The organism is Prevotella aff. ruminicola Tc2-24 (assembly GCF_900110895.1).
Classification (GTDB): Bacteria; Bacteroidota; Bacteroidia; order Bacteroidales; family Bacteroidaceae; genus Prevotella.
The window spans coordinates 255,034-273,522 of sequence record NZ_FOIQ01000003.1; the positions used below are offsets into that span (position 1 = coordinate 255,034).

The window sequence follows — 18,489 nt, forward strand, 5'->3', positions numbered from 1 at the left end:
CAATACCAAGACAATGTACAAATTTGAACCACTATTGAAACAAACGCTATGGGGGGGCAATAAGATCATCCCCTTCAAGCATCTGGACACACAGTTGGAGCATGTCGGCGAGAGCTGGGAGATCTCCGGTGTCGCCGGCAGCGAAACTATCGTCGCCAACGGGAGATACAAAGGACTCACGCTGAACGAACTAGTTCGGACAGAGCAAGCTCGTCTCGTCGGCCGTAACAACTACGAACGTTTCGGTGACGAGTTCCCCCTGCTCATCAAGTTCATCGATGCCCGTCAGGATCTCAGCATACAGGTCCATCCCAGCGATGAGGTCGCCCGTCGTCAAGGCAGAAGCAGAGGCAAAACAGAAATGTGGTATGCCCTGGAGAGTACCCCTGGTGCCATGCTCTACAATGGTCTGAAGCAACAGATTACCCCCGAGCGCTACCAACAGATGGTTGCCGACGACACCATCTGTGATGCCCTTGCCCAATACCCCGTCAGTGAAGGCGACGTATTCTTCATCCCCGCCGGACGTATCCATGCTATCGGTGCCGGTTGTTTCGTGGCAGAGATCCAACAGACATCCGACGTCACTTACCGCATCTACGACTTCAAGCGTAAGGACAAGGACGGTCACTACCGTGAGCTTCACACCCGTGAAGCCGCTGAAGCTATCGACTATACCGTGCTCGACAACTATCGCACATCGTACACGCCCCAGAAGAACGAAGGGCAGCAACTGGTCGACTGTCCCTATTTCACCACGGCCGTCTACGACCTTACCGAGCCGATGACCATAGATTATACCGAACTCGACTCGTTCGTCATCTTGATAGCCGTCAAGGGCGAAGGTACCATCACCGACGACGATGAAATGCTACCGCTACAGGCGGGCGACACCATCCTTCTCCCTGCCACCACCGGTAGGGTCGTCGTCGAGGGTGAAATAAAGTTTCTGGAAACTTTTGTATAGACTTATACAGCTGGTGTCATGAGCGATGCTAGGCCATAAAGAGCTTTTTATGCTTGGGGGACGAAGGGGCAGAGCGTAAGCCAATGAGCAAACCATATACGAAACTATTCGGAAAGATAATTACGAATATCATCCTGTAACCGTCGAAACTGGTCAGAGAACACATAACCAGTGTTTTTCTTGAGCATCACCTTAATGTCCTGCAGCGAGTTTTCGTAGCAGGACATTTCATTTCGTTTCTGCGTACGGTGGGCCGAGGCATGATAAATCTCGTTCTGACGCTCCTGCCTAAGCAGGTTGCATACCTTCGACAGGATGGGCGACACCACCGTGTCAAACAAGTGATGCCCCTGCATATAGAGATAGGTCGTCTGCGGTGTCACACCCAGTGACATGATTTCATTCTTCGTGGCCAGATACTCCTCTTTCGCATCCGGGAACAGACGCTGCAATTCGTTGATCTTCGTGTGCACCTTCCGTCTCACATTGGCAATCGAGGGCACGGGGTTATGCACGTTGAAGCCTCCCGGGTCAGCGATACGGTTGAAGTCCGTGATAGAAAACTTCGGGTAGTTACCGTTACGATATAGCATTATCGACCACACGAACAACGGGAACAGGGCCTCACTGAACTGCTCGAAATACCCACGGAAATCGAAGATGCGATGATCATTGAGCGTCACCGACACGCACACGTTATGCAGTGATGGTGCATAACACTGGTAGTTCTCAATGGCATAGACATACGTATGAAACACGTACGGACTCTCCAACACACGCCTCGACTGCGCCGTACGCCCCTGTATCAGATAATCGTAGTCTGCATCCACGCAAGCGATCATATCCCTGCCCAGCGGTTCGTCCCCTTGCCGGCCCTCCCCTTCAAGGAAGTTCATCAACACAGACTTCTTACCACGCGTCAGGTTCACCTTCGACGGCAGCATCACCTCGAAGTATCGCTTGTCGTTCTCGAACTCCGAGAGCACCGTCCGCCAGAAATAGATATCATCATAGCTCTCAACATAAGCCACTATCCGACGCCGAGCCTTCTTCGAGGTGAGCGCATTCGCCGCCTCGAAATACTTGCTGTTCAGGTTATCCCTCAGTCTCCTTGCCATCCCACATCAACTGCCTATTCCCTAAACCGTGATATCCGACACCTCTGTCACGCTATCAGCCCAGCCGTTCATCACCACAGCCGGCGAGTGCGTCGTCAGGATAATCTGCACGTTCGGGTTCAGTTCGATACACAGGTCTATCAATCTTTTCTGCCACTCGAAATGTAGTGATGCCTCCGGTTCGTCCATGAAGAGCACATATGGCAGGTTATCCTCCACGAGCACCGTCAGCAAGATGGCCAGCATCTGCTTTTCGCCACTCGACAATTGATAAGGCAATAGCACCTCACCAATCTGCGTGAAACGCAACTCGTTCTCCGTTCGTATGATTTTCTTACCTGTATCCTCGAACAATTCATCCACCATATCCTGAAAGCGTTTCTTCTTCAGCGAAAGTTGTTGTGCCGCCTCGGCATCACCTTTCTGCAGCAGTTCTATGATACGGTTACCGATGTTCACCTGATAGTCCAGATACTTCCGCTGCAGGTTGTACAACTGGATATCCAGCAGGGAGCCACCCCCAACACCAGCCAGTGCCGAGAGCGCTTGCCTCAGGAACCCCTCTCCTTCGGAGAGTGTCTGCGAAAGGTTCGAGTCGAGCGAGCGTATCACATCATATCGTATCCATTTCGCATCGGCCGGCACCACATCGAGCTTTACGCCCTTGAGCATGTGCGAGGGAAACTCCCCGCCAGCCGTCAGTCCTTTCACTACCTTGTTCAAGATTGTACTCTTGCCCACTCCGTTGATACCACTGAGGATGTTCACCTGTCGGTTCAGATCCCAGATAATGTGTTTCTTCCCACTCCATAGCGAGTCGATCTCTATCCGTTTGATATATTCAGCGTACTTTGGCATAGTCGTCAGTTTTTATTGGCATCAGTCTATCAGCCACGTTTCGACCACAAATATACAAAAAATCCAGAACCCTCCAAAGGAATTCCGGTTTTTTATGGTTTACACAAGCATCGCTTGGCCTCTATTGCACAGAAGAGATCACTTTATTCAGTATGCATCGAAGCAATGGCAAGCCTTATAAGCACTTAGGGGATGGCATTCAAGAATTAAAACTCACATCGTACACCTAGCTTTCAAACTTTTACTTAAGTGATTGGGGTTGTTTACTTGTTACAATTTGTTTTTCAATCATCTCATAGAATATACAACAGGGCTTATGAGGCGTTTCATTTTATTGATTCTTCCATCTGCAACATCGTTGCGCATGCTGCAATTTGCATGATATCAACATGATTAGTTGAAATTTTTAATCTATAATGCTTTTCTAACTTGCAACGCTTTTTCTTTGTCTCGGATGAATATGTTTACTAGTTTTGTGGCGATTTAACGATCCGAATCCTATCTGCTTTGTGCAGAATGTTTGAAGACCAACCGATTAAAAACCGTTTTAAATTACTACTCGTTCCCGAAGAAAAGTTCACTATTGCTGTATGATAGATTTTTGGTATGAAATATGGGAAACCGTTCGAAGGAAACCAACACGTGTCATATTGACAGGTCTTGGTATTTCGTGGGGTATTTTTATACTCATCCTATTGGTCGGCATTGGTGAAGGTTTTGAAAAAGGTGTATTAAAATTGTTTGATGGCTATTCAAAAAGTACGACGTATGTTTTTACCTCCCAAACATCAAAAGCATATAAGGGAACGGCTGTTGGCCAACCGGTTACTATTACGGAGGAAGATATGATTCGTTTGAGGCAGGATGTCCCCGAGATTACAAGGATATCTCCAGAGATATCTCATTGGGGAACTGTTTATTCCGAAAAGGCCCAGGGTGCCTTTGATGTCCGCGCCGTCCGTCCTGACTATTTTGATATCAGGATATTGGAAACGGAAAAAGGTCGGTTGCTTAATAGCCTTGATATGAGTGAATCCCGAAAATGCGTAGTTATAGGAAAGAATGTGGCAGATGTGCTGTTCTATCATGATCAGCCGATAGGCAAGGAGGTTCGTATTGGAACAGAGGTATATGTGGTGGTGGGTATCATTAAAAACACACTGTTAAGTTCTTCTGAAGACCGTGTCATTTATATGCCTTATTCTACATATCTGAGGACCAATGCCACAGCAAAAGAATTTACGACGATGGTGTATGCCGTGTGTGATGGTGTGGAATCAAAAGAAGTAAATGACCAAGTGAAGAGCGTCCTTTCGAGAATTAAGAACGTGGATCCAGACGATGGTAGCGCTTTTTTCTTCAATAGTATGGAAGAACAGGTAAAGGCTTTTAACAGCTTGTTTAATACGTTGAAAGGGTTCTTGTGGTTTATGGGAATCAGCACATTGGTTAGCGGTATTATCGGAATTGGCAATATCATGTATATCTCTGCCAAGGAACGTACACGTGAAATAGGCATCCGGAAATCACTTGGTGCAAGATCATCATCGATAAAAGGAATGTTTCTTTGTGAGTCCATTGCCATTACATCTATTTCTGGTTATGTCGGTATTGCACTGGGATGGTTGTGTTTGGAATTGGTAAGTATGTTAATGGATGATGATACACTGATGATGGATAAGCCCCAGATCAATCTGCTTATCACGATATGCGCGATGCTGATATTGATGATTGCTGGTGTATTAGCAGGACTAAAGCCTGCTATGTATGCAGCAGATCTACGTCCTATAGAGGCACTAAGAGATGAAAACTAAAAATATACTCGGATGAAAACGACAAAAATTACAATCATACTATTCATACTTCTTGCTTTAGGTTTTGTAGTATTTCGCATGACGACCGGTAAGAAACATGAGCGTGTACGTATTGTGCAGGCGGAATACCGTAATATCGAGAAAACTCTTACTATCTCAGGAACGATCATACCAGAAAAGGAGATCGAGATAAAATCTACCATCTCAGGCGTCCTTGAGAAGTTGTCTGCTCGGGTCGGTGAAGATGTGCAGCCTGGAACTCCAATAGCAAGTGTCCGTTATGTAAAGGACCCGATGGAGTACAAAAACCTGCTGAACCAATTAGAAGTTGCCCGTACTCGACTTGACAATGCGGAACTTAGATTCAAAAGTACCCAGAACCTATATCGTCAGAAACTCATTGCACCATTAGAATATGAAAATGAAAAAGATGAACTGGCTATTCTTCGGTTAGAATATAGGTCCGTCGAATCTGAGTTAAAAATGTTACGAGGTAATTATCAGCAAAAGGAAATCTCAAACATTATTACGGCTACGGGGAGTGGAACCATCCTGGAACTTCCAGTCAAAGAAGGTGGTTCTGTTATGGCACGGGGAACATTATATGAGGGTACGACTATCGCTCGCCTCGCCGACATGAATTCACTGGTGTTTAAGGGGGATGTGTTAGAGTCTGACATATTGAAACTAAGTGTCGGCATGCCTGTGAAATTCACTCTGTCGGCTGATAAAAACATCCAATTTATGGGAAGAATAGAAGTGATATCTCCTAAAGGAAATGTGCAAGACGGTGTCTCACGCTTTCAGGTGACAACAACTATAGATATCCCTAATAACTATCGGAAATATATTAAGGCCGGATGTACGGCCAATGCAACAACTATTATTGAGAAGAAAACAAAGGTTTTGGCCCTTGAAGAGAAATATTTTAAGTTTAGTTATGACTCGGTATATGTGGAGGTACAGAAGGATGACGGATCGTTTGAAAAGAGATTTCTTAAGACAGGAATCTCTGACGGTACCTATACGGAGATTGTAAGTGGATTAAGTGCTAAAGATAAAATCAAAGACAATAAAAAGAATAAGTAAATGAAAAATCGAATGTTTCTATTGGCAGTATTTCTGCCGTTGGTATTATTTGCAAATGCGGCAGGAACGCCAGAACGCATTCCTGTTCAAGTTCAGTCGTGTAAGTTCTCTGTTGCTGTGCCGGAGGGATGGGATACAATTCCTCAAAGTGCTCTTGACCAAAAGTTGGGCAAGAAAGTGGCTGTCATGGGTTTATATCCAAAAGGTAAAACTGATTATTTTGAGGAGAAATATATGATTCTGTCGTTTCTGCCAACAGTCAATAGCCTTAATAATCTCCCCTGTAAGGCGATCTATGATGAGTTGAAGGGAATGATGAAGCAAAATTCCATACCCAATAATGACTCTATTCATGTCGTCTATAATGGGATGGATAGTCTAAGCGCTGGAAACAAGTTTCAAATACAATCGAACATGACGATATATAAAGACTCCGCAAATGTGAATTGTCAACAAATTCTGTTATTGTCAAGATTCGGTTATATCTGTATTGCGTATTATGATAAGAATGAGATACCGTCTGCTTCTGATACTGTTTTACAAAAACTAATTCAGGACATAGATATTGATAACGATTATGTGTATGTCGAGCCACATAATGAGTCAGCCTTTACTTTTGGCAAGATTGCAATTGCCTTAGGAATCGGCATCCTTGTCTACCTAATCATGACGCTACTTGACAAAAGAAAAAAGAAAGATGAATAGGCTTGTCAGTATATTAATTCTTGTCCTACTTGTATCATTGCATATGAGCTATCCAAGCTCGTATGTGGAAAGGTATGCCGCATTTTATGTGTTGGCAGTAGCTCTGATCTGTATCGGTCTGTTTCTTAAACGAGACAACGTTACTCGGGACGTTTGTAATATACTTGCCTTTGCATATTTGTTATTCTTATTTGCTGATGGGATTATAAGAAGGAATACTTATGGCTCTGACTTTTGCTGTTTCATGATAGTCTGTTGGCTTTTATTCCTAGTTCTGAGTATGCTATTCTTAAGTCGACATATTCAAAAAAGTCTTATTTGTTCCATCATTGTTTGTGCGTGGATTGAGATTGTTGTTGGCTTCGGACAACTCTATGGACTGATGGAGAATGGTAACGCTTTTTTCCAATTTGGAGGCTCTCTTGGCAATCCCGGGGCCTATTCGGGATATCTTAGCGTCATATTTCCAATAGTCCTTCCTGTCTATCTGACTTGCAGGCGAAATCGTGATTGTGAGAATGTTCGATACTTACTCCTGGCATGCCTCATCTTTATGCTTGCTCTCATCTTCTTATCCCGTTCCCGTGGAGCGTGGCTGGCATGCTTGATAGGATGTGTCTTTGTGATAGAACACTACTATGGCGTACTGAAATCTATTCGTAGGCATTTTAGTCGCACCCAGCGTCTCGTATTATCCGTCTTATTAGGAGTGGGCCTTCTTGGTGGGGTTTTCTTCCTATACAAGTTCAAAGCCGATTCTGCAGATGGAAGACTACTTGTATGGAAAGTCGCACTTCAGGCTCCCCGTGAGAATATTTTGCTTGGTGACGGGTGTGGTTCGTTTGAGGCGAACTATTGCCGGTGGCAACGCGATTATTTTGCCTCAGGTGAAGGAACTGAGAGAGAAAAATTTCTTGCTGATTACGTGACGTGTGCCTATAATGAATTCTTACAGGTATTTATCGACCATGGCGTCGTCGGTACGTTGCTGTTCTTTGGTATTATACTTCTCGCACTGCTGCAGAAGGACTCACACCGTTCACATATCTTTATTGGGGCAAAAGCATCATTATTGGGATTCCTAGTGCTCTGTTGCGTCTCTTACCCTTTACATGTTCAGCTTATGTATCTGCATCTGATAGTTGTATTGGCTTTGCTTTTGGCACATAGAAACAAACAACGTCATCGGGTCGGAGTATGGTCGAGACATATCATGTCATTATGCTTGTTACTGGTGGTCGTCTGCGTCTCCTTAATGAGCCTGCACCAATTATATGGCCTTCGATTACTGGAAAATGGATTAGGAAATGCGGCTCATGGAGATATGACAGGTGCTATTAAACATTATAAGAAGGCGTATCCAATCATGAGCAATAATGGCATCTTCCTGTTTTATTATGCGTCGGCCTTATCGATGGCAAATGAGCCAGAGAAGAGTATTGGAATGTTAAAGATGGCTGAAATAAAATCCTCTGATCCTCATATCTATATGTTGATGGGAGAAAACTACAAAAAAACAGGGAATCTCATGGCTGCAAGAGAGGCATATCAAAAAGCGATAAACACGATTCCTTCCCGATTATATCCCCGTTCTTTGATTGTTCACCTTCTGATGGATATGGGGCATAAAACAGAGGCGTACAAACTGGCGAACGAGATTCTACAGATGAAGGAGAAGGTTCCAACAACGGCTGGTAAAGAAATAAAAGGCGAAATGCGTCTTATAGTTAACAGATTGTCTAACCCTCAAAACAGATTGCCTATGAAGTAAAAAAAACAGAGAATCAATCAACAAATGCGTTATGCCATCATGATGGTATAACGAACCAATAACCAATTAATTAACATTATTATTAATCAACAAAATTTTTAAAATTATGAAAACAAAAAAGAAGCCATTATTTGCAATGTTTGTAGCAATGGTTATGTCACTGGGTGTCATGAATAGTTTTAACAATGACGGTAATAACACCAACATTCAGCAGGTTTCATTGTCTTGCGCATCCAATTCAGAAGGTGAATATAATGGATGGGCTGCCGCATCAGCTGTTGCAGGATCTGCTGCCAGCTATTTTTACACATCAGCAATTGTTACTGGCGCTACAGGTGTTGGTGCACCCGTGGCTATCGCAAATGGCCTGTTAGGAGGAATCTGTACATTATAAACAATTTAATTTAGTTTTTTATTATGAAAAAAAGATTATTTTCTGTATTTACATCTGTCGTATTAGCTGTTGCTTTCTTGCAATATAATGCACAAAATACTGCAGAGGAGAATGGCGTCATTTCACAGATTGCAGCTGCTGGCCTATGTGAGAGTGGTAGCAATGAGGCTGTTACTGCTGCAGGTGGTTCTATCGTAGCAGGTGTTGGCATAGGTATTTTGACTTCATCTCTTCCAGCTTCATGGAATCCTGTCGGTTGGGCAGGCATTATAGTTGGAGGCGCGTTGTAATCTCTTGTGGAATCTATTGGTGTCTATTTATATGTTTATATATAGATATTCATCCAATAGATTCCGATATAAGTTGATATGAAAATTTGAATGGTTGTTAACATTATGAAACATCTTCTTTCACAGGTTTTTTCTGACCGAAATACCATAACACTTTTGTTTCTTATGGGATTCTCTGGTTTTACGTGTACCGTGTTATTTCATAAATTGAGCACGCTGTCAATCGCTGTCGGGATTGTGCTTGGTACAATATTGGCGCATCTGGCATGTAATATGAAGTTTCTTAGAATTCCATATAAAGACGATTCTGAGTGTGGGAAAAAGAACCTATTGCTTTTTTGTTTATATGTTGCATTGCTTACAGTGTTTCTTATATACCCATCATGGAGTGATATGTATAATCTGGATGTTGACTATTTCTATATTTGGGTGTATGGCGCCTCTGTTGTATATTTCATAGGCGTGTATAGCTTGTTGTTATATAAGATCTTGAGCAGATGAAATATTTTCTTCTGGCTTTTGCCATCTGGCTCCTTCCGTTTTGTGCACGGATACCTATGAACTTTTCTCAAGAAATACCGGAAGAGAAAACCGGGAGTGGAAATCATGTTATTGAAGCAATTCAGGATGCATGGAAAGCAAACGATAATGATAAGGCTTTCATCCTGATATTTGCGACAAATATCAAAGGTTGCGCAATCAACGTGTGTGGTGGTGCGTTGCTTGGAATAGGAACAGTTGCAAACCTTGCCATAAATGGCTTTGCGGCATCTGATGCGTTTGTATGCTCATATGAGTCGGGGTTCTCAATTAAAAACATTCTTAAGACGACGTTACCGCATAGTCCTGAGTTAATTGGTTTTTGGTTGTCTGGTGCGATGGGCTTTATGATTGCATGGCAGTTAGTTCTTTTTATGAGGGGGAAAGAGTCATGGTCAAAAGGCTTTTTGAAGAGAATGTGTATATACGCTATTTGCGTCTTTTTAATCATTTTGTGTTCCGCATATATTGAGGCACACATTTCAATTAATATGGTATGATGGGAATAAAAGATTTTGTCAACGGTTTGTCTTCCATCTCAAAATGGTATGGCGGAGCAATCGTGTTAATCTATGCATTGTTGTCGGCAGAATACATGTCAACAATTAACGACTTTGTTATGAAAGGGCTCGGCGAAGTTTCTGGAATTGTAGAGAGCCTTATGCAACTCGGTTATATTATATCCATTATTTCTGCACTTGCAGCGTGGGTTATAATGAGTTTGATGTTCCATATTATTGCTTTGCTTTTTAATGGCAGACAGGATTTTAGCAAATTTCTCTTCGTTTCTTCTTATCTGTATTTTATTCCAGCCATTGCTTTGGTCGTAGCAATCAATATGCTTGGCTATTTGGATGTGGAAGAAAGTGAGAACGTGATTAATAATCTTATGGATAATCGCAGATTCATATTAATCATGGATATCGTCAACTATTCGTATCTGCCTTTTTACCTTCTTACAGTCTGCGTTATACGGTATTCCTACAATATAAAATGGTTGTATTCATTTTTGTCGGTCGTAATACCAGTAGCCTCTGTATGGGGGGTAACGGAACTCTTCAAGTTGTTATAAATAAAGGGAAAAGGAGCAATGAGAAAACTTTTATATAGTCTTGCAGTTTTTGTCGTATCTGCGACATTTCTTTCCTGCGGTGGAGATTCTTTGGAGAAAGCATTAAAACTGGCGGGTGACAACTGTCAGGAGTTAGAAAAAGTACTGGATCATTTTAAGAACGATCCCGACCCGTTGAAGTATGAGTCGGCTAAGTTCCTGATTGAGAACATGCCCTACCATCACGCATTATATGGTGAGATTGCAGATCAGTATGCGAAGGCTTATGCAGCAATGGGGACGCATGCCACTGAATATCGCGACAGTGTTGTCAATGCAGAGATGCAACAACTTTCCGGTCAGGCTGCCATGAAGATTTCGGATATTAGAACCATGAAAGCCGATTTCCTGATCAAGGCGATAGATGATGCCTGCGACCTCTGGGCAAAAGTGAACTGGAAAAACGAGTATGATCAATCCACGTTCTTTAATTACGTATTGCCATACAGGCTTTCCGATGAACCTGTAAGTGATTGGCGACAAACCATTAAGACCTTATTCCCGTATCTGGATGCCGATGTGGCGTACAGCGATCAGGGCGTTCAGTTCTCAGCTTTTGAAGGACATCATGTCAACGCAAAGATAATTGAATCAACCAATGCCAAGAAAGGAAAAGCAGTACGGATATCCCCTGACAATTCCTCTGTCACTTTCAGCATCCCGTCAGACATGGATGTACAGAAAGTCATACGACTCAGGTCCTGTGCATTGTCGGTAGGCACGAAGGCACAGGTAAAGGTGAATGACCAGACCGTCGGAACCATTGACCTGATGCAGGTCGGGAACGAGTATTCATTCAAGACCTCCCTTCCTGGAATCGTGCTGAACCTGCAGAAAGGGGAGAACAAGATTACGATAGGGTCTGCCAACAAGCCGTTTGTCCTTGACTACATGGAAGTGGGGGCCTATGAGCCTTATCATTCGGAAGAGGCGGTCGACTACTCCGATTCCTATTGCCAGATACAGAATGTGGGCACGAGCAACTATGTCTCCTTCGACACCATACAGTCAACGATTGGTCAGCCCATCACACTTCGCGGCTATTCGCCGGATGACAGGACGCTCAACATGCGTCTGGACTATCAGGGCTATCCGTGCTGGAGGATTGCTCCCATGGACTCCGTGGACCTGTACCTGGAAGACTATCGGGTCAGTCTTGACACCCTGGCGATTGTAAGTAAGCAGGTATACATCCTGGTGACCAATCCGGACAGATGCTATGAAAGGGATGTGACCGCCTATCAGTCCAGATACATCAATCACCAGAAATGGGCAATCATACCTGTGGGTGACGGCATGTGCAAGATCATGAATAAGCAGACGGGCTTGTTCTGGGAATCCCGCGTCGACAAGCAGACTGGCAAGGAGATTCTGGTACAGAACTTCTATTCTGGAAAGGCCACGCAGAAATGGAAGATCACCAAGAAAGAAAAGAACCCCTATGCCCGGTCATTCTTCAGGATCGGGAATGCCCAGTCTGAGGCTGTGCGGGTGACGGATGTGATGGATATGTTTGTGCCATCCAAATCCAGAGGCAGTGTAACTCCGAGTCTGGCATCATTATGCCGATACCGTACAGGACCCTGTAAGGATGAAGCCTCCTACGTGGCTTCTTTGTCGAAATATATGGGCATTCCCGTGGCCATAGATTTCACACCGCACTGGGGAAACCGTCCCAATGATCATACGTGGAATGCCCTGATACTACCCAATGGAAAGGCGACACCCTTTTACATGGGATATGTCCCGGGAGATACGACCCAGTTCACGCATAGTCCCGTCTATCTGAAGCCCAAGATCTACAGATACCGCTTCGAGGTTAACCATAAGATCGTCGATGACATGAGAGGTGAGAAGAGCGTCCCTGAGTTGTTCCAGTTTCCGACGTTTACAGATGTCACAGACGAGTATCTGAATACGACGGATGTGGTACGTGACATTCCGAAGGAGTTCCGTGACAGTAAGATCGCCTACATCTGTGTCAACGACAAGGAGCACTGGATCCCCGTTCATTATGGCAAGGTATCAAGGGGCAAGGTTACCTTCACGTCTATGGGACGTAATATCCTATATTCCGTCTGCATCTGTCAGGGTCAAGACCTGATCCCCATCGGGAATCCCTTTATCCTGAAACCAGACGGATCGATCAGAGAAATCGTATGCAACAACTCCAAACGCCAGACAATGACGTTACTCCGCAAATATCCTTTCTTCGCCCAATTTGATTCCTTCAGATACAGAATGGATCATGGAATATTCGAGGGAAGCAATACCAAGGACTTCTCTCAGGCCTCACGTCTGTATCGATACTATGGATATACTGATGCCTGCTGGTATGAGCTGACACCAGAGAATGTCGGAAGCAAATACCGCTATCTTCGTTATATTGGCCACACGGGCTCCTATTGTAACGTCAATGAGGTAGAGTTCTATAACAGCAAAGGCCAGAAACTGACCGGCAAGATACTTGGCACTCAGGGCATGCCCGGTCACACGAAGGAGACCGTCTTTGACGGCGATATTCTGACTGGATTTAACGGAATCAGTCCCGATGGTCATTGGGTAGGACTGGAACTGGCTCAGCCGTCCGACGTGGCAAAGATTAGGTTCATACCTCGAAATGACGGTAACTGCATCGAAGTCGGTGATATGTATCAGTTACTAGTGTATGATCGTGGGAAATGGCTTCCTCTGGCGGTGACGAAAGCAAAGGCTACGGAGCTGGTTCTTGAAAATATGCCAAGTGACGGCCTATATCTTTTGAAGGACCTGACGAAAGGAATCGAGGAACGTATCTTCACATATGAGGATGGACAACAGCTCTGGTGGTGATATGTTTAATCAATAAGCGCTAACGGTCTTGCGCATCAAACAGACCTAAAAATTTAAAACATTAACTATTATGAAGAAAATTAGAAGAGAAGATTTCGCAGTTCTGAATGAAAGCGAGATGAATGCCACCGTGGCTGGCATTAACAAAGACAAGATCATTAAGATCTGTGATCACATGGAGTTCGCTTGCTGCTACTACAACTACAAAGTAGAGCTGCCCGATCCCATTAAGGACATCCGCTTTTAGTCTTAACAGCTAGTTTCATGTACAGTGAAGATTTGCTTCACTGAATAGAAGAATTTGTCTTTTATGAGATTCGCCGTATCACTAGAACGGCGAATCTCTTACTTTCTGTGAGAAGGGGCTGTTTATGCTCAAAGAGATGCCTCCTATGAGTCATTCAGATAGGGTTTACGAGTCATGGAGATAGGGTCTATACCCCTATAGGGATTATCTCCATCAGTCGTAGATGACGTCTCTTTCACCGAAAGGGATTATCTCTTTCACCCATAGTTGGGGGGGCGACACACTTGTCTGGTCGCTTGTCTAGGTACAACATTTCAAAGAGCGCTTTTCCGTAGTAGGGCGTAGTGGGGCGTACTTGGGCGCAGAAGAAGGGCGTACTTTGCTTTACTACGGTCCCTGAACCTGCGGTTTCCCCTTCGACAGGCCCTTCGACAAGCTCAGGGACCGCTCAGGAACCGTTAACTCCTGTTTTCTTCTCCTACCGTTATTTGTGACAGATATGACGGATATGACAGATGTTTTTAGAGTTTTCTCGCGTGTACGCAGGAACTTTCGGCGCCGCAAAAGTTCCTGCGTACACGCGTGAGGATTTCTGAAATTATCCGTCATAAGTGTCATATCTGTCACACAGGAGGGGAGCGAAAATGTATGAGATGTTCTTGTTCCATGAGCTATCTATATAAGTCAGGGAACAAAGATACAAAATAAAATCGAAAATTAGGTGTATGCATGCAGTGCATGCACTGCATGCATACATCATAAATGACTGATTATCTGCGCATTAACTTTCGAATATCATCTTGAAAGTCAAGCGACTGTTGTTGGGATAAGGCCCTTGCAAAGTCATTACGCATATTACGGCGTTGCCACACTTCTTCAAAAATTCTCCATCTTTGTCGGATGCCCAGACAAGTGGCCATGGCATCGGCCAATAGGGCAGCCTTCGGGCGGGAGACAAGTGGCTGATAGTTTTCATCGATATAATCGGCTTCCTGCAGTTTCTGCCAGAGGTGAATCGCCTCGTCGGTAGCCAGTTCGTCGGGCAGCGTCACCACTTCTTGTGACTGGGGTACGTCTGACTGCCTCATGGCGACACGACCGCCATCATTGGCAGTAAAGTTGAGTGTGCCAACATTGTGTACACTGCAACAAGTGTAGTTAATCACGATGGATGCGATGTTCTGGTGTGCGCGAAGGTTCTCCTTCAGGAGAGCCAGAAACTGTTCTTCTTCCGTGCTCATAGTGGTTCGGTTTTTTGTCGTTTATGTTTTTGAGTTAATTTAAGGCAAGGTAGATGTCATACGTGATGACCTCCCATTGCTATCCGGATACAAAGATACAAAGAATCGAACAAACAACAAAGAAAAATCCCCGAAAGTATTATCTTTCAGGGATTTAGTATCATTAAGCCGAGGGCTTTTGATGTGATATGCAACTTTTCTCTTTAGAAGAACACTTACCTTGACTTGAATACCGGGCGATGCTCACCTGGGTGCCAGAAGTCGACAAGAGCGACATCGAAGATCAGATTGCTATAACTACACGTCGGTTTAGCCAAACTGCCATAGCCCAACTGATAAGGAATATACACTCTCCAATGATCACCGATGTGCATGTTCATCAGGGCGGTGGTGAAGCCAGCAACGAAATCGTGGCACACAAAATCCCTGCCATTCTCATCCTTGGCCACACCTATCGTGTTCCAATTGAAGTCACCCAAATAACTCTGATCAAAGACATATCCTTCGGGATAGCTCTTTGACGGAATCAGACGGCCACGATAGGCCAAGCGACAGGTGTCAGTAAAGAGTGGAGTCTCTGTACCTGTACCCGACTCCAAGACCTCAACATAGATATAGTCACCGACGTTACCGGACATGGCGGAATTCTTCGAGTAACAGATAATCTTCTTCATCGAATTAGCGGCCCACTTGCTCGTCGTAACGTCATTGCGGTTCTGCCAGTCGTCGTACTCGCCCTCTTCCTCGCTATCCTCGCTGCACGATGATACCATCCCCGCAAACGGGAACAGTATCAGGGCCAGCAATATGTATTTCCAGTTCTTCATTGTTTACTGAAGCTTCTTCAACAGACTTGCGATGCTCACCTTATCCTCGATGATGGAATTCAGGTCGCTGATGTTCACACGCTCCTGCTCCATCGTGTCGCGGAAACGCAGAGTCACCTTACCGTCGGTCAGAGAGTCGTGGTCGACAGTGACACAGTACGGCGTTCCGATAGCATCCTGACGACGATAGCGCTTACCGATAGAATCCTTCTCGTCGTACTGACAGTTGAAGTGGAACTTCAGCTGGTCGATGATCTCACGGGCCTTCTCAGGCAGACCGTCTTTCTTCACCAGAGGCATGACGGCGCACTTCACAGGTGCGAGGGCAGCAGGCAGCTTGAGCACCGTGCGAGTCTCACCGTTCTCGAGTTTCTCCTCCTCGAAGGCGTGACACATGATTGAGAGGAACATACGGTCGACACCGATAGAGGTTTCGATGACGTATGGAGTGTAGCTCTCATTGGTCTGAGGATCAAAGTACTTGATGCTCTTGCCAGAGTACTTCTCATGCTGCGAGAGGTCGAAATTCGTACGGCTGTGGATGCCCTCCACCTCCTTGAAGCCGAACGGCATCTTGAACTCGATATCGGTAGCAGCGTTGGCATAGTGTGCCAGCTTGTCGTGGTCGTGGAAACGGTAGTTCTCTGCACCGAAGCCGAGGGCCTGATGCCACTTCATACGAGTCTCCTTCCACTTGGGGAACCACTCCAGCTCTGTGCCAGGCTGTACGAAGAACTGCATCTCCATCTGCTCGAACTCACGCATACGGAAGATGAACTGACGGGCCACGATCTCGTTACGGAAGGCCTTACCGATCTGGGCGATACCGAAGGGGATCTTCATACGACCAGTCTTCTGCACGTTCAGATAGTTCACGAAGATACCCTGAGCGGTCTCCGGACGCAGGTACACTTTCATTGAAGCATCAGCAGAAGCGCCCATCTCAGTAGCGAACATCAGGTTGAACTGACGCACGTCGGTCCAGTTCTTCGTACCACTGATGGGGTCAACAATCTCCTCGTCGAGGATAATCTGCTTCAGGGCCTCCAGATCTGGACCCTGCATAGCCTCAGCATAACGGGCATGCAGGTTGTCGCGTTTCTCCTTGGTCTCCTTCACACGCTCACTGGTCTCCATATATTTCGCCTCGTCAAAGCTGTCGCCGAAACGCTTACGGGCCTTCTCAACCTCTTTCTGGATTTTCTCATCGTACTTGGCTATCTGATCCTCGATGAGCACATCGGCACGATAGCGCTTCTTCGAGTCGCGGTTGTCGATGAGGGGATCGTTGAAGGCATCGACATGACCAGACGCCTTCCATATCGTTGGGTGCATGAAGATGGCAGAGTCGATACCCACGATGTTCTCGTGCAGCATCGTCATAGCCTTCCACCAGTATTGTTTGATATTATTCTTCAACTCCACACCGTTCTGACCGTAGTCGTAAACGGCTCCCAAACCATCGTAGATCTCACTGCTGGGGAACACGAATCCGTATTCCTTACAATGGCTCACGATCTTCTTAAATACATCTTCTTGTGCCATAAATAAATATAATTTCGAAATTATGGATGCAAAGGTACGAATAAAAAGAGAATTAAGAATTAAGAATTAAGAAAAAAACGCATCTGTGCGGAAGAATTATGAATTTTTGACTGTCCATCTACAAGTCCATAGGGATTTTCCATAGGATAATAGGGAAAATCCTTTTATGTTTCACGAGAAGAAACGTATCTTTGCAGTAAAATAAAGCAAAACAATATTGACATTAATCATTATGAAGAAATCCATTTTACTGACATTGTTCTGCGCCACGCTATTCACAGGAGCCAGAGCACAAGACACCAAAGAGTACAAGACCTACGTGAAGAACGATTGTCTGATACACTACTGCAACCACAAGGGCGTCACCGTCGTGGTCGATGTGACCGAAGGAGGTTTGTTCGTTCCCAACATCTCCATCATCAATGACTCCGGTCATGAAATCATCTTCGAGCCCAAGAAGATCAAGGCATACTGCTATGCCGTGAAAGGCCACCCCAAGGAGACACGCAGCATGCTGACACGCTACTTCGACATGGGAATGGATATGACACCACTTGTGAAAGACTCGCTCATGGTATACCCCTACGAGAAATACAAGAGAAAGAGGAACAACACCATATTCTGGGCTAACACACTAGTGACAGTCCTCGTCGGCACCGCTGACGCTGCCCTCTCAAAAGACACGCCCGACGATCGTTTCTGGGCACGGAAGCATATGGAGGATATGATCGACGAGGGTGAGGCACTGCGCCGTATTGAGATGCAGCGCATCGACGAAGGCTACTGGCGCGCCAACACCATCTTCGACATGTCAGAGCACAGCGGCTTCATCGCTCTGAAGAAACGCAAGGCCGACCATATCGTACTTGAGATTCCCGTCGATGGTGAGGTATACACCTTCCTCGTTGACAACCGTAAGCGCTATTAAGGGTACGGGACATGTGAACATGAAGCGTTAAAAAACCTCAAGGCACGGCAACTTTTCCCATTACGGTCACCGCTTTTCGGTAAAATGTTGTACCTTTGCATCCGCCAAACAAGAAGATAGGGGCATAGCCCAGTTGGTTTAGAGCGCTGCAGTCACATTGCAGAGGTCCCCGGTTCGAGCCCGGGTGTCCCTACAAAAGAACGAATCCCACT

General features: G+C 45.2%; 17 protein-coding genes and 1 tRNA gene. 13 read left to right on the forward strand and 5 right to left on the reverse strand.

The window, feature by feature from the left end; translation table 11 throughout:
• Nucleotides 1–13 precede the first annotated feature (13 nt).
• The gene (locus BMY63_RS07375) at nucleotides 14–967 is read left to right on the forward strand and encodes a type I phosphomannose isomerase catalytic subunit (RefSeq protein ID WP_091915698.1); all 954 of its coding nucleotides are present in this window, start codon (nucleotides 14–16) and stop codon (nucleotides 965–967) included.
• 104 nt (nucleotides 968–1,071) lie between these two features.
• Here BMY63_RS07375 and BMY63_RS07380 read toward each other — a convergent pair whose 3' ends face one another.
• Both BMY63_RS07380 and BMY63_RS07385 read right to left on the reverse strand, forming a co-directional pair.
• A complete protein-coding gene (locus BMY63_RS07380) occupies nucleotides 1,072–2,085 on the reverse strand; it encodes a DUF4435 domain-containing protein (RefSeq protein ID WP_091915700.1) in 1,014 nt (337 codons plus the stop codon).
• A 21-nt stretch (nucleotides 2,086–2,106) separates the two neighbouring features.
• The gene (locus BMY63_RS07385; RefSeq protein ID WP_091915702.1) at nucleotides 2,107–2,943 is read right to left on the reverse strand and encodes an AAA family ATPase; all 837 of its coding nucleotides are present in this window, start codon (nucleotides 2,941–2,943) and stop codon (nucleotides 2,107–2,109) included.
• Nucleotides 2,944–3,533: 590 nt separating this feature from the next.
• On the opposite strand from BMY63_RS07385, the gene BMY63_RS07390 reads away from it, so the two are divergent.
• From BMY63_RS07390 to BMY63_RS12325, 10 genes are all read left to right on the forward strand, one after another.
• Nucleotides 3,534–4,757 carry an ABC transporter permease gene (locus BMY63_RS07390; RefSeq protein ID WP_091915704.1) on the forward strand — a complete coding sequence of 408 codons (1,224 nt, stop codon included), beginning with the start codon at nucleotides 3,534–3,536 and terminating at the stop codon, nucleotides 4,755–4,757.
• Between the two features lie 12 nt (nucleotides 4,758–4,769).
• On the forward strand, nucleotides 4,770–5,846 hold the full coding sequence (locus BMY63_RS07395; RefSeq protein WP_091915706.1) for an efflux RND transporter periplasmic adaptor subunit: 1,077 nt from the start codon (nucleotides 4,770–4,772) through the stop codon (nucleotides 5,844–5,846).
• Nucleotides 5,847–6,551: a type 2 periplasmic-binding domain-containing protein gene (locus tag BMY63_RS07400; protein WP_091915708.1), complete on the forward strand. Its 705-nt coding sequence runs from the start codon at nucleotides 5,847–5,849 to the stop codon at nucleotides 6,549–6,551. It abuts the gene before it with no gap.
• Between the two features lie 553 nt (nucleotides 6,552–7,104).
• Complete coding sequence (locus BMY63_RS07405) at nucleotides 7,105–8,322, forward strand: O-antigen ligase family protein (protein ID WP_177178404.1); 1,218 nt, start codon at nucleotides 7,105–7,107, stop codon at nucleotides 8,320–8,322.
• Nucleotides 8,323–8,428: 106 nt separating this feature from the next.
• Nucleotides 8,429–8,716, forward strand: a complete 288-nt coding sequence (locus tag BMY63_RS07410; RefSeq protein WP_091915713.1) for a hypothetical protein — start codon at nucleotides 8,429–8,431, stop codon at nucleotides 8,714–8,716.
• A 23-nt stretch (nucleotides 8,717–8,739) separates the two neighbouring features.
• Nucleotides 8,740–9,006, forward strand: coding sequence for a hypothetical protein (locus BMY63_RS07415; protein WP_091915715.1), 267 nt, complete (start codon nucleotides 8,740–8,742; stop codon nucleotides 9,004–9,006).
• A 497-nt stretch (nucleotides 9,007–9,503) separates the two neighbouring features.
• The gene (locus BMY63_RS07425) at nucleotides 9,504–10,046 is read left to right on the forward strand and encodes a stage II sporulation protein M (RefSeq protein ID WP_256218969.1); all 543 of its coding nucleotides are present in this window, start codon (nucleotides 9,504–9,506) and stop codon (nucleotides 10,044–10,046) included.
• Entirely contained in the window at nucleotides 10,043–10,618 is a 576-nt protein-coding gene (locus BMY63_RS07430) for a hypothetical protein (protein ID WP_091915721.1), read from the forward strand. The genes BMY63_RS07425 and BMY63_RS07430 overlap by 4 nt, the downstream gene beginning before the upstream one ends.
• Before the next feature lie 18 nt (nucleotides 10,619–10,636).
• Complete coding sequence (locus BMY63_RS07435) at nucleotides 10,637–13,489, forward strand: RICIN domain-containing protein (RefSeq protein ID WP_143065751.1); 2,853 nt, start codon at nucleotides 10,637–10,639, stop codon at nucleotides 13,487–13,489.
• Nucleotides 13,490–13,559: 70 nt separating this feature from the next.
• Nucleotides 13,560–13,736, forward strand: a complete 177-nt coding sequence (locus tag BMY63_RS12325) for a hypothetical protein (RefSeq protein ID WP_176771136.1) — start codon at nucleotides 13,560–13,562, stop codon at nucleotides 13,734–13,736.
• A 770-nt stretch (nucleotides 13,737–14,506) separates the two neighbouring features.
• On the opposite strand, the gene BMY63_RS07440 is transcribed toward BMY63_RS12325, so the two are convergent.
• The 3 genes from BMY63_RS07440 to BMY63_RS07450 all read right to left on the reverse strand — a co-directional run bounded on the left by BMY63_RS07440 (nucleotide 14,507) and on the right by BMY63_RS07450 (nucleotide 17,349).
• Nucleotides 14,507–14,977 carry a hypothetical protein gene (locus BMY63_RS07440; RefSeq protein WP_091915726.1) on the reverse strand — a complete coding sequence of 157 codons (471 nt, stop codon included), beginning with the start codon at nucleotides 14,975–14,977 and terminating at the stop codon, nucleotides 14,507–14,509.
• Nucleotides 14,978–15,192: 215 nt separating this feature from the next.
• Entirely contained in the window at nucleotides 15,193–15,804 is a 612-nt protein-coding gene (locus BMY63_RS07445; RefSeq protein WP_091915728.1) for a BamJ family beta-barrel-assembly machinery protein, read from the reverse strand.
• Between the two features lie 3 nt (nucleotides 15,805–15,807).
• On the reverse strand, nucleotides 15,808–17,349 hold the full coding sequence (locus tag BMY63_RS07450; RefSeq protein ID WP_091915730.1) for a glycine--tRNA ligase: 1,542 nt from the start codon (nucleotides 17,347–17,349) through the stop codon (nucleotides 15,808–15,810).
• A 232-nt stretch (nucleotides 17,350–17,581) separates the two neighbouring features.
• On the opposite strand from BMY63_RS07450, the gene BMY63_RS07455 reads away from it, so the two are divergent.
• Complete coding sequence (locus tag BMY63_RS07455; RefSeq protein WP_143065752.1) at nucleotides 17,582–18,277, forward strand: hypothetical protein; 696 nt, start codon at nucleotides 17,582–17,584, stop codon at nucleotides 18,275–18,277.
• A 118-nt stretch (nucleotides 18,278–18,395) separates the two neighbouring features.
• Nucleotides 18,396–18,470 (forward strand) — tRNA-Val (locus tag BMY63_RS07460).
• Nucleotides 18,471–18,489: the final 19 nt, after the last annotated feature.

Bases quoted from the DNA above. Each gene is read 5' to 3' on its own strand.
- BMY63_RS12325 (WP_176771136.1), top strand. From the start codon at position 13,560: ATGAAGAAAATTAGAAGAGAAGATTTCGCAGTTCTGAATGAAAGCGAG.
- BMY63_RS07440 (WP_091915726.1), bottom strand. From the start codon at position 14,977: ATGAGCACGGAAGAAGAACAGTTTCTGGCTCTCCTGAAGGAGAACCTT.
- BMY63_RS07390 (WP_091915704.1), top strand. From the start codon at position 3,534: ATGATAGATTTTTGGTATGAAATATGGGAAACCGTTCGAAGGAAACCA.
- BMY63_RS07430 (WP_091915721.1), top strand. From the start codon at position 10,043: ATGATGGGAATAAAAGATTTTGTCAACGGTTTGTCTTCCATCTCAAAA.
- BMY63_RS07395 (WP_091915706.1), top strand. From the start codon at position 4,770: ATGAAAACGACAAAAATTACAATCATACTATTCATACTTCTTGCTTTA.
- BMY63_RS07380 (WP_091915700.1), bottom strand. From the start codon at position 2,085: ATGGCAAGGAGACTGAGGGATAACCTGAACAGCAAGTATTTCGAGGCG.
- BMY63_RS07410 (WP_091915713.1), top strand. From the start codon at position 8,429: ATGAAAACAAAAAAGAAGCCATTATTTGCAATGTTTGTAGCAATGGTT.
- BMY63_RS07450 (WP_091915730.1), bottom strand. From the start codon at position 17,349: ATGGCACAAGAAGATGTATTTAAGAAGATCGTGAGCCATTGTAAGGAA.
- BMY63_RS07415 (WP_091915715.1), top strand. From the start codon at position 8,740: ATGAAAAAAAGATTATTTTCTGTATTTACATCTGTCGTATTAGCTGTT.
- BMY63_RS07455 (WP_143065752.1), top strand. From the start codon at position 17,582: ATGAAGAAATCCATTTTACTGACATTGTTCTGCGCCACGCTATTCACA.
- BMY63_RS07435 (WP_143065751.1), top strand. From the start codon at position 10,637: ATGAGAAAACTTTTATATAGTCTTGCAGTTTTTGTCGTATCTGCGACA.
- BMY63_RS07425 (WP_256218969.1), top strand. From the start codon at position 9,504: ATGAAATATTTTCTTCTGGCTTTTGCCATCTGGCTCCTTCCGTTTTGT.
- BMY63_RS07405 (WP_177178404.1), top strand. From the start codon at position 7,105: ATGCTTGCTCTCATCTTCTTATCCCGTTCCCGTGGAGCGTGGCTGGCA.
- BMY63_RS07385 (WP_091915702.1), bottom strand. From the start codon at position 2,943: ATGCCAAAGTACGCTGAATATATCAAACGGATAGAGATCGACTCGCTA.
- BMY63_RS07400 (WP_091915708.1), top strand. From the start codon at position 5,847: ATGAAAAATCGAATGTTTCTATTGGCAGTATTTCTGCCGTTGGTATTA.
- BMY63_RS07375 (WP_091915698.1), top strand. From the start codon at position 14: ATGTACAAATTTGAACCACTATTGAAACAAACGCTATGGGGGGGCAAT.
- BMY63_RS07445 (WP_091915728.1), bottom strand. From the start codon at position 15,804: ATGAAGAACTGGAAATACATATTGCTGGCCCTGATACTGTTCCCGTTT.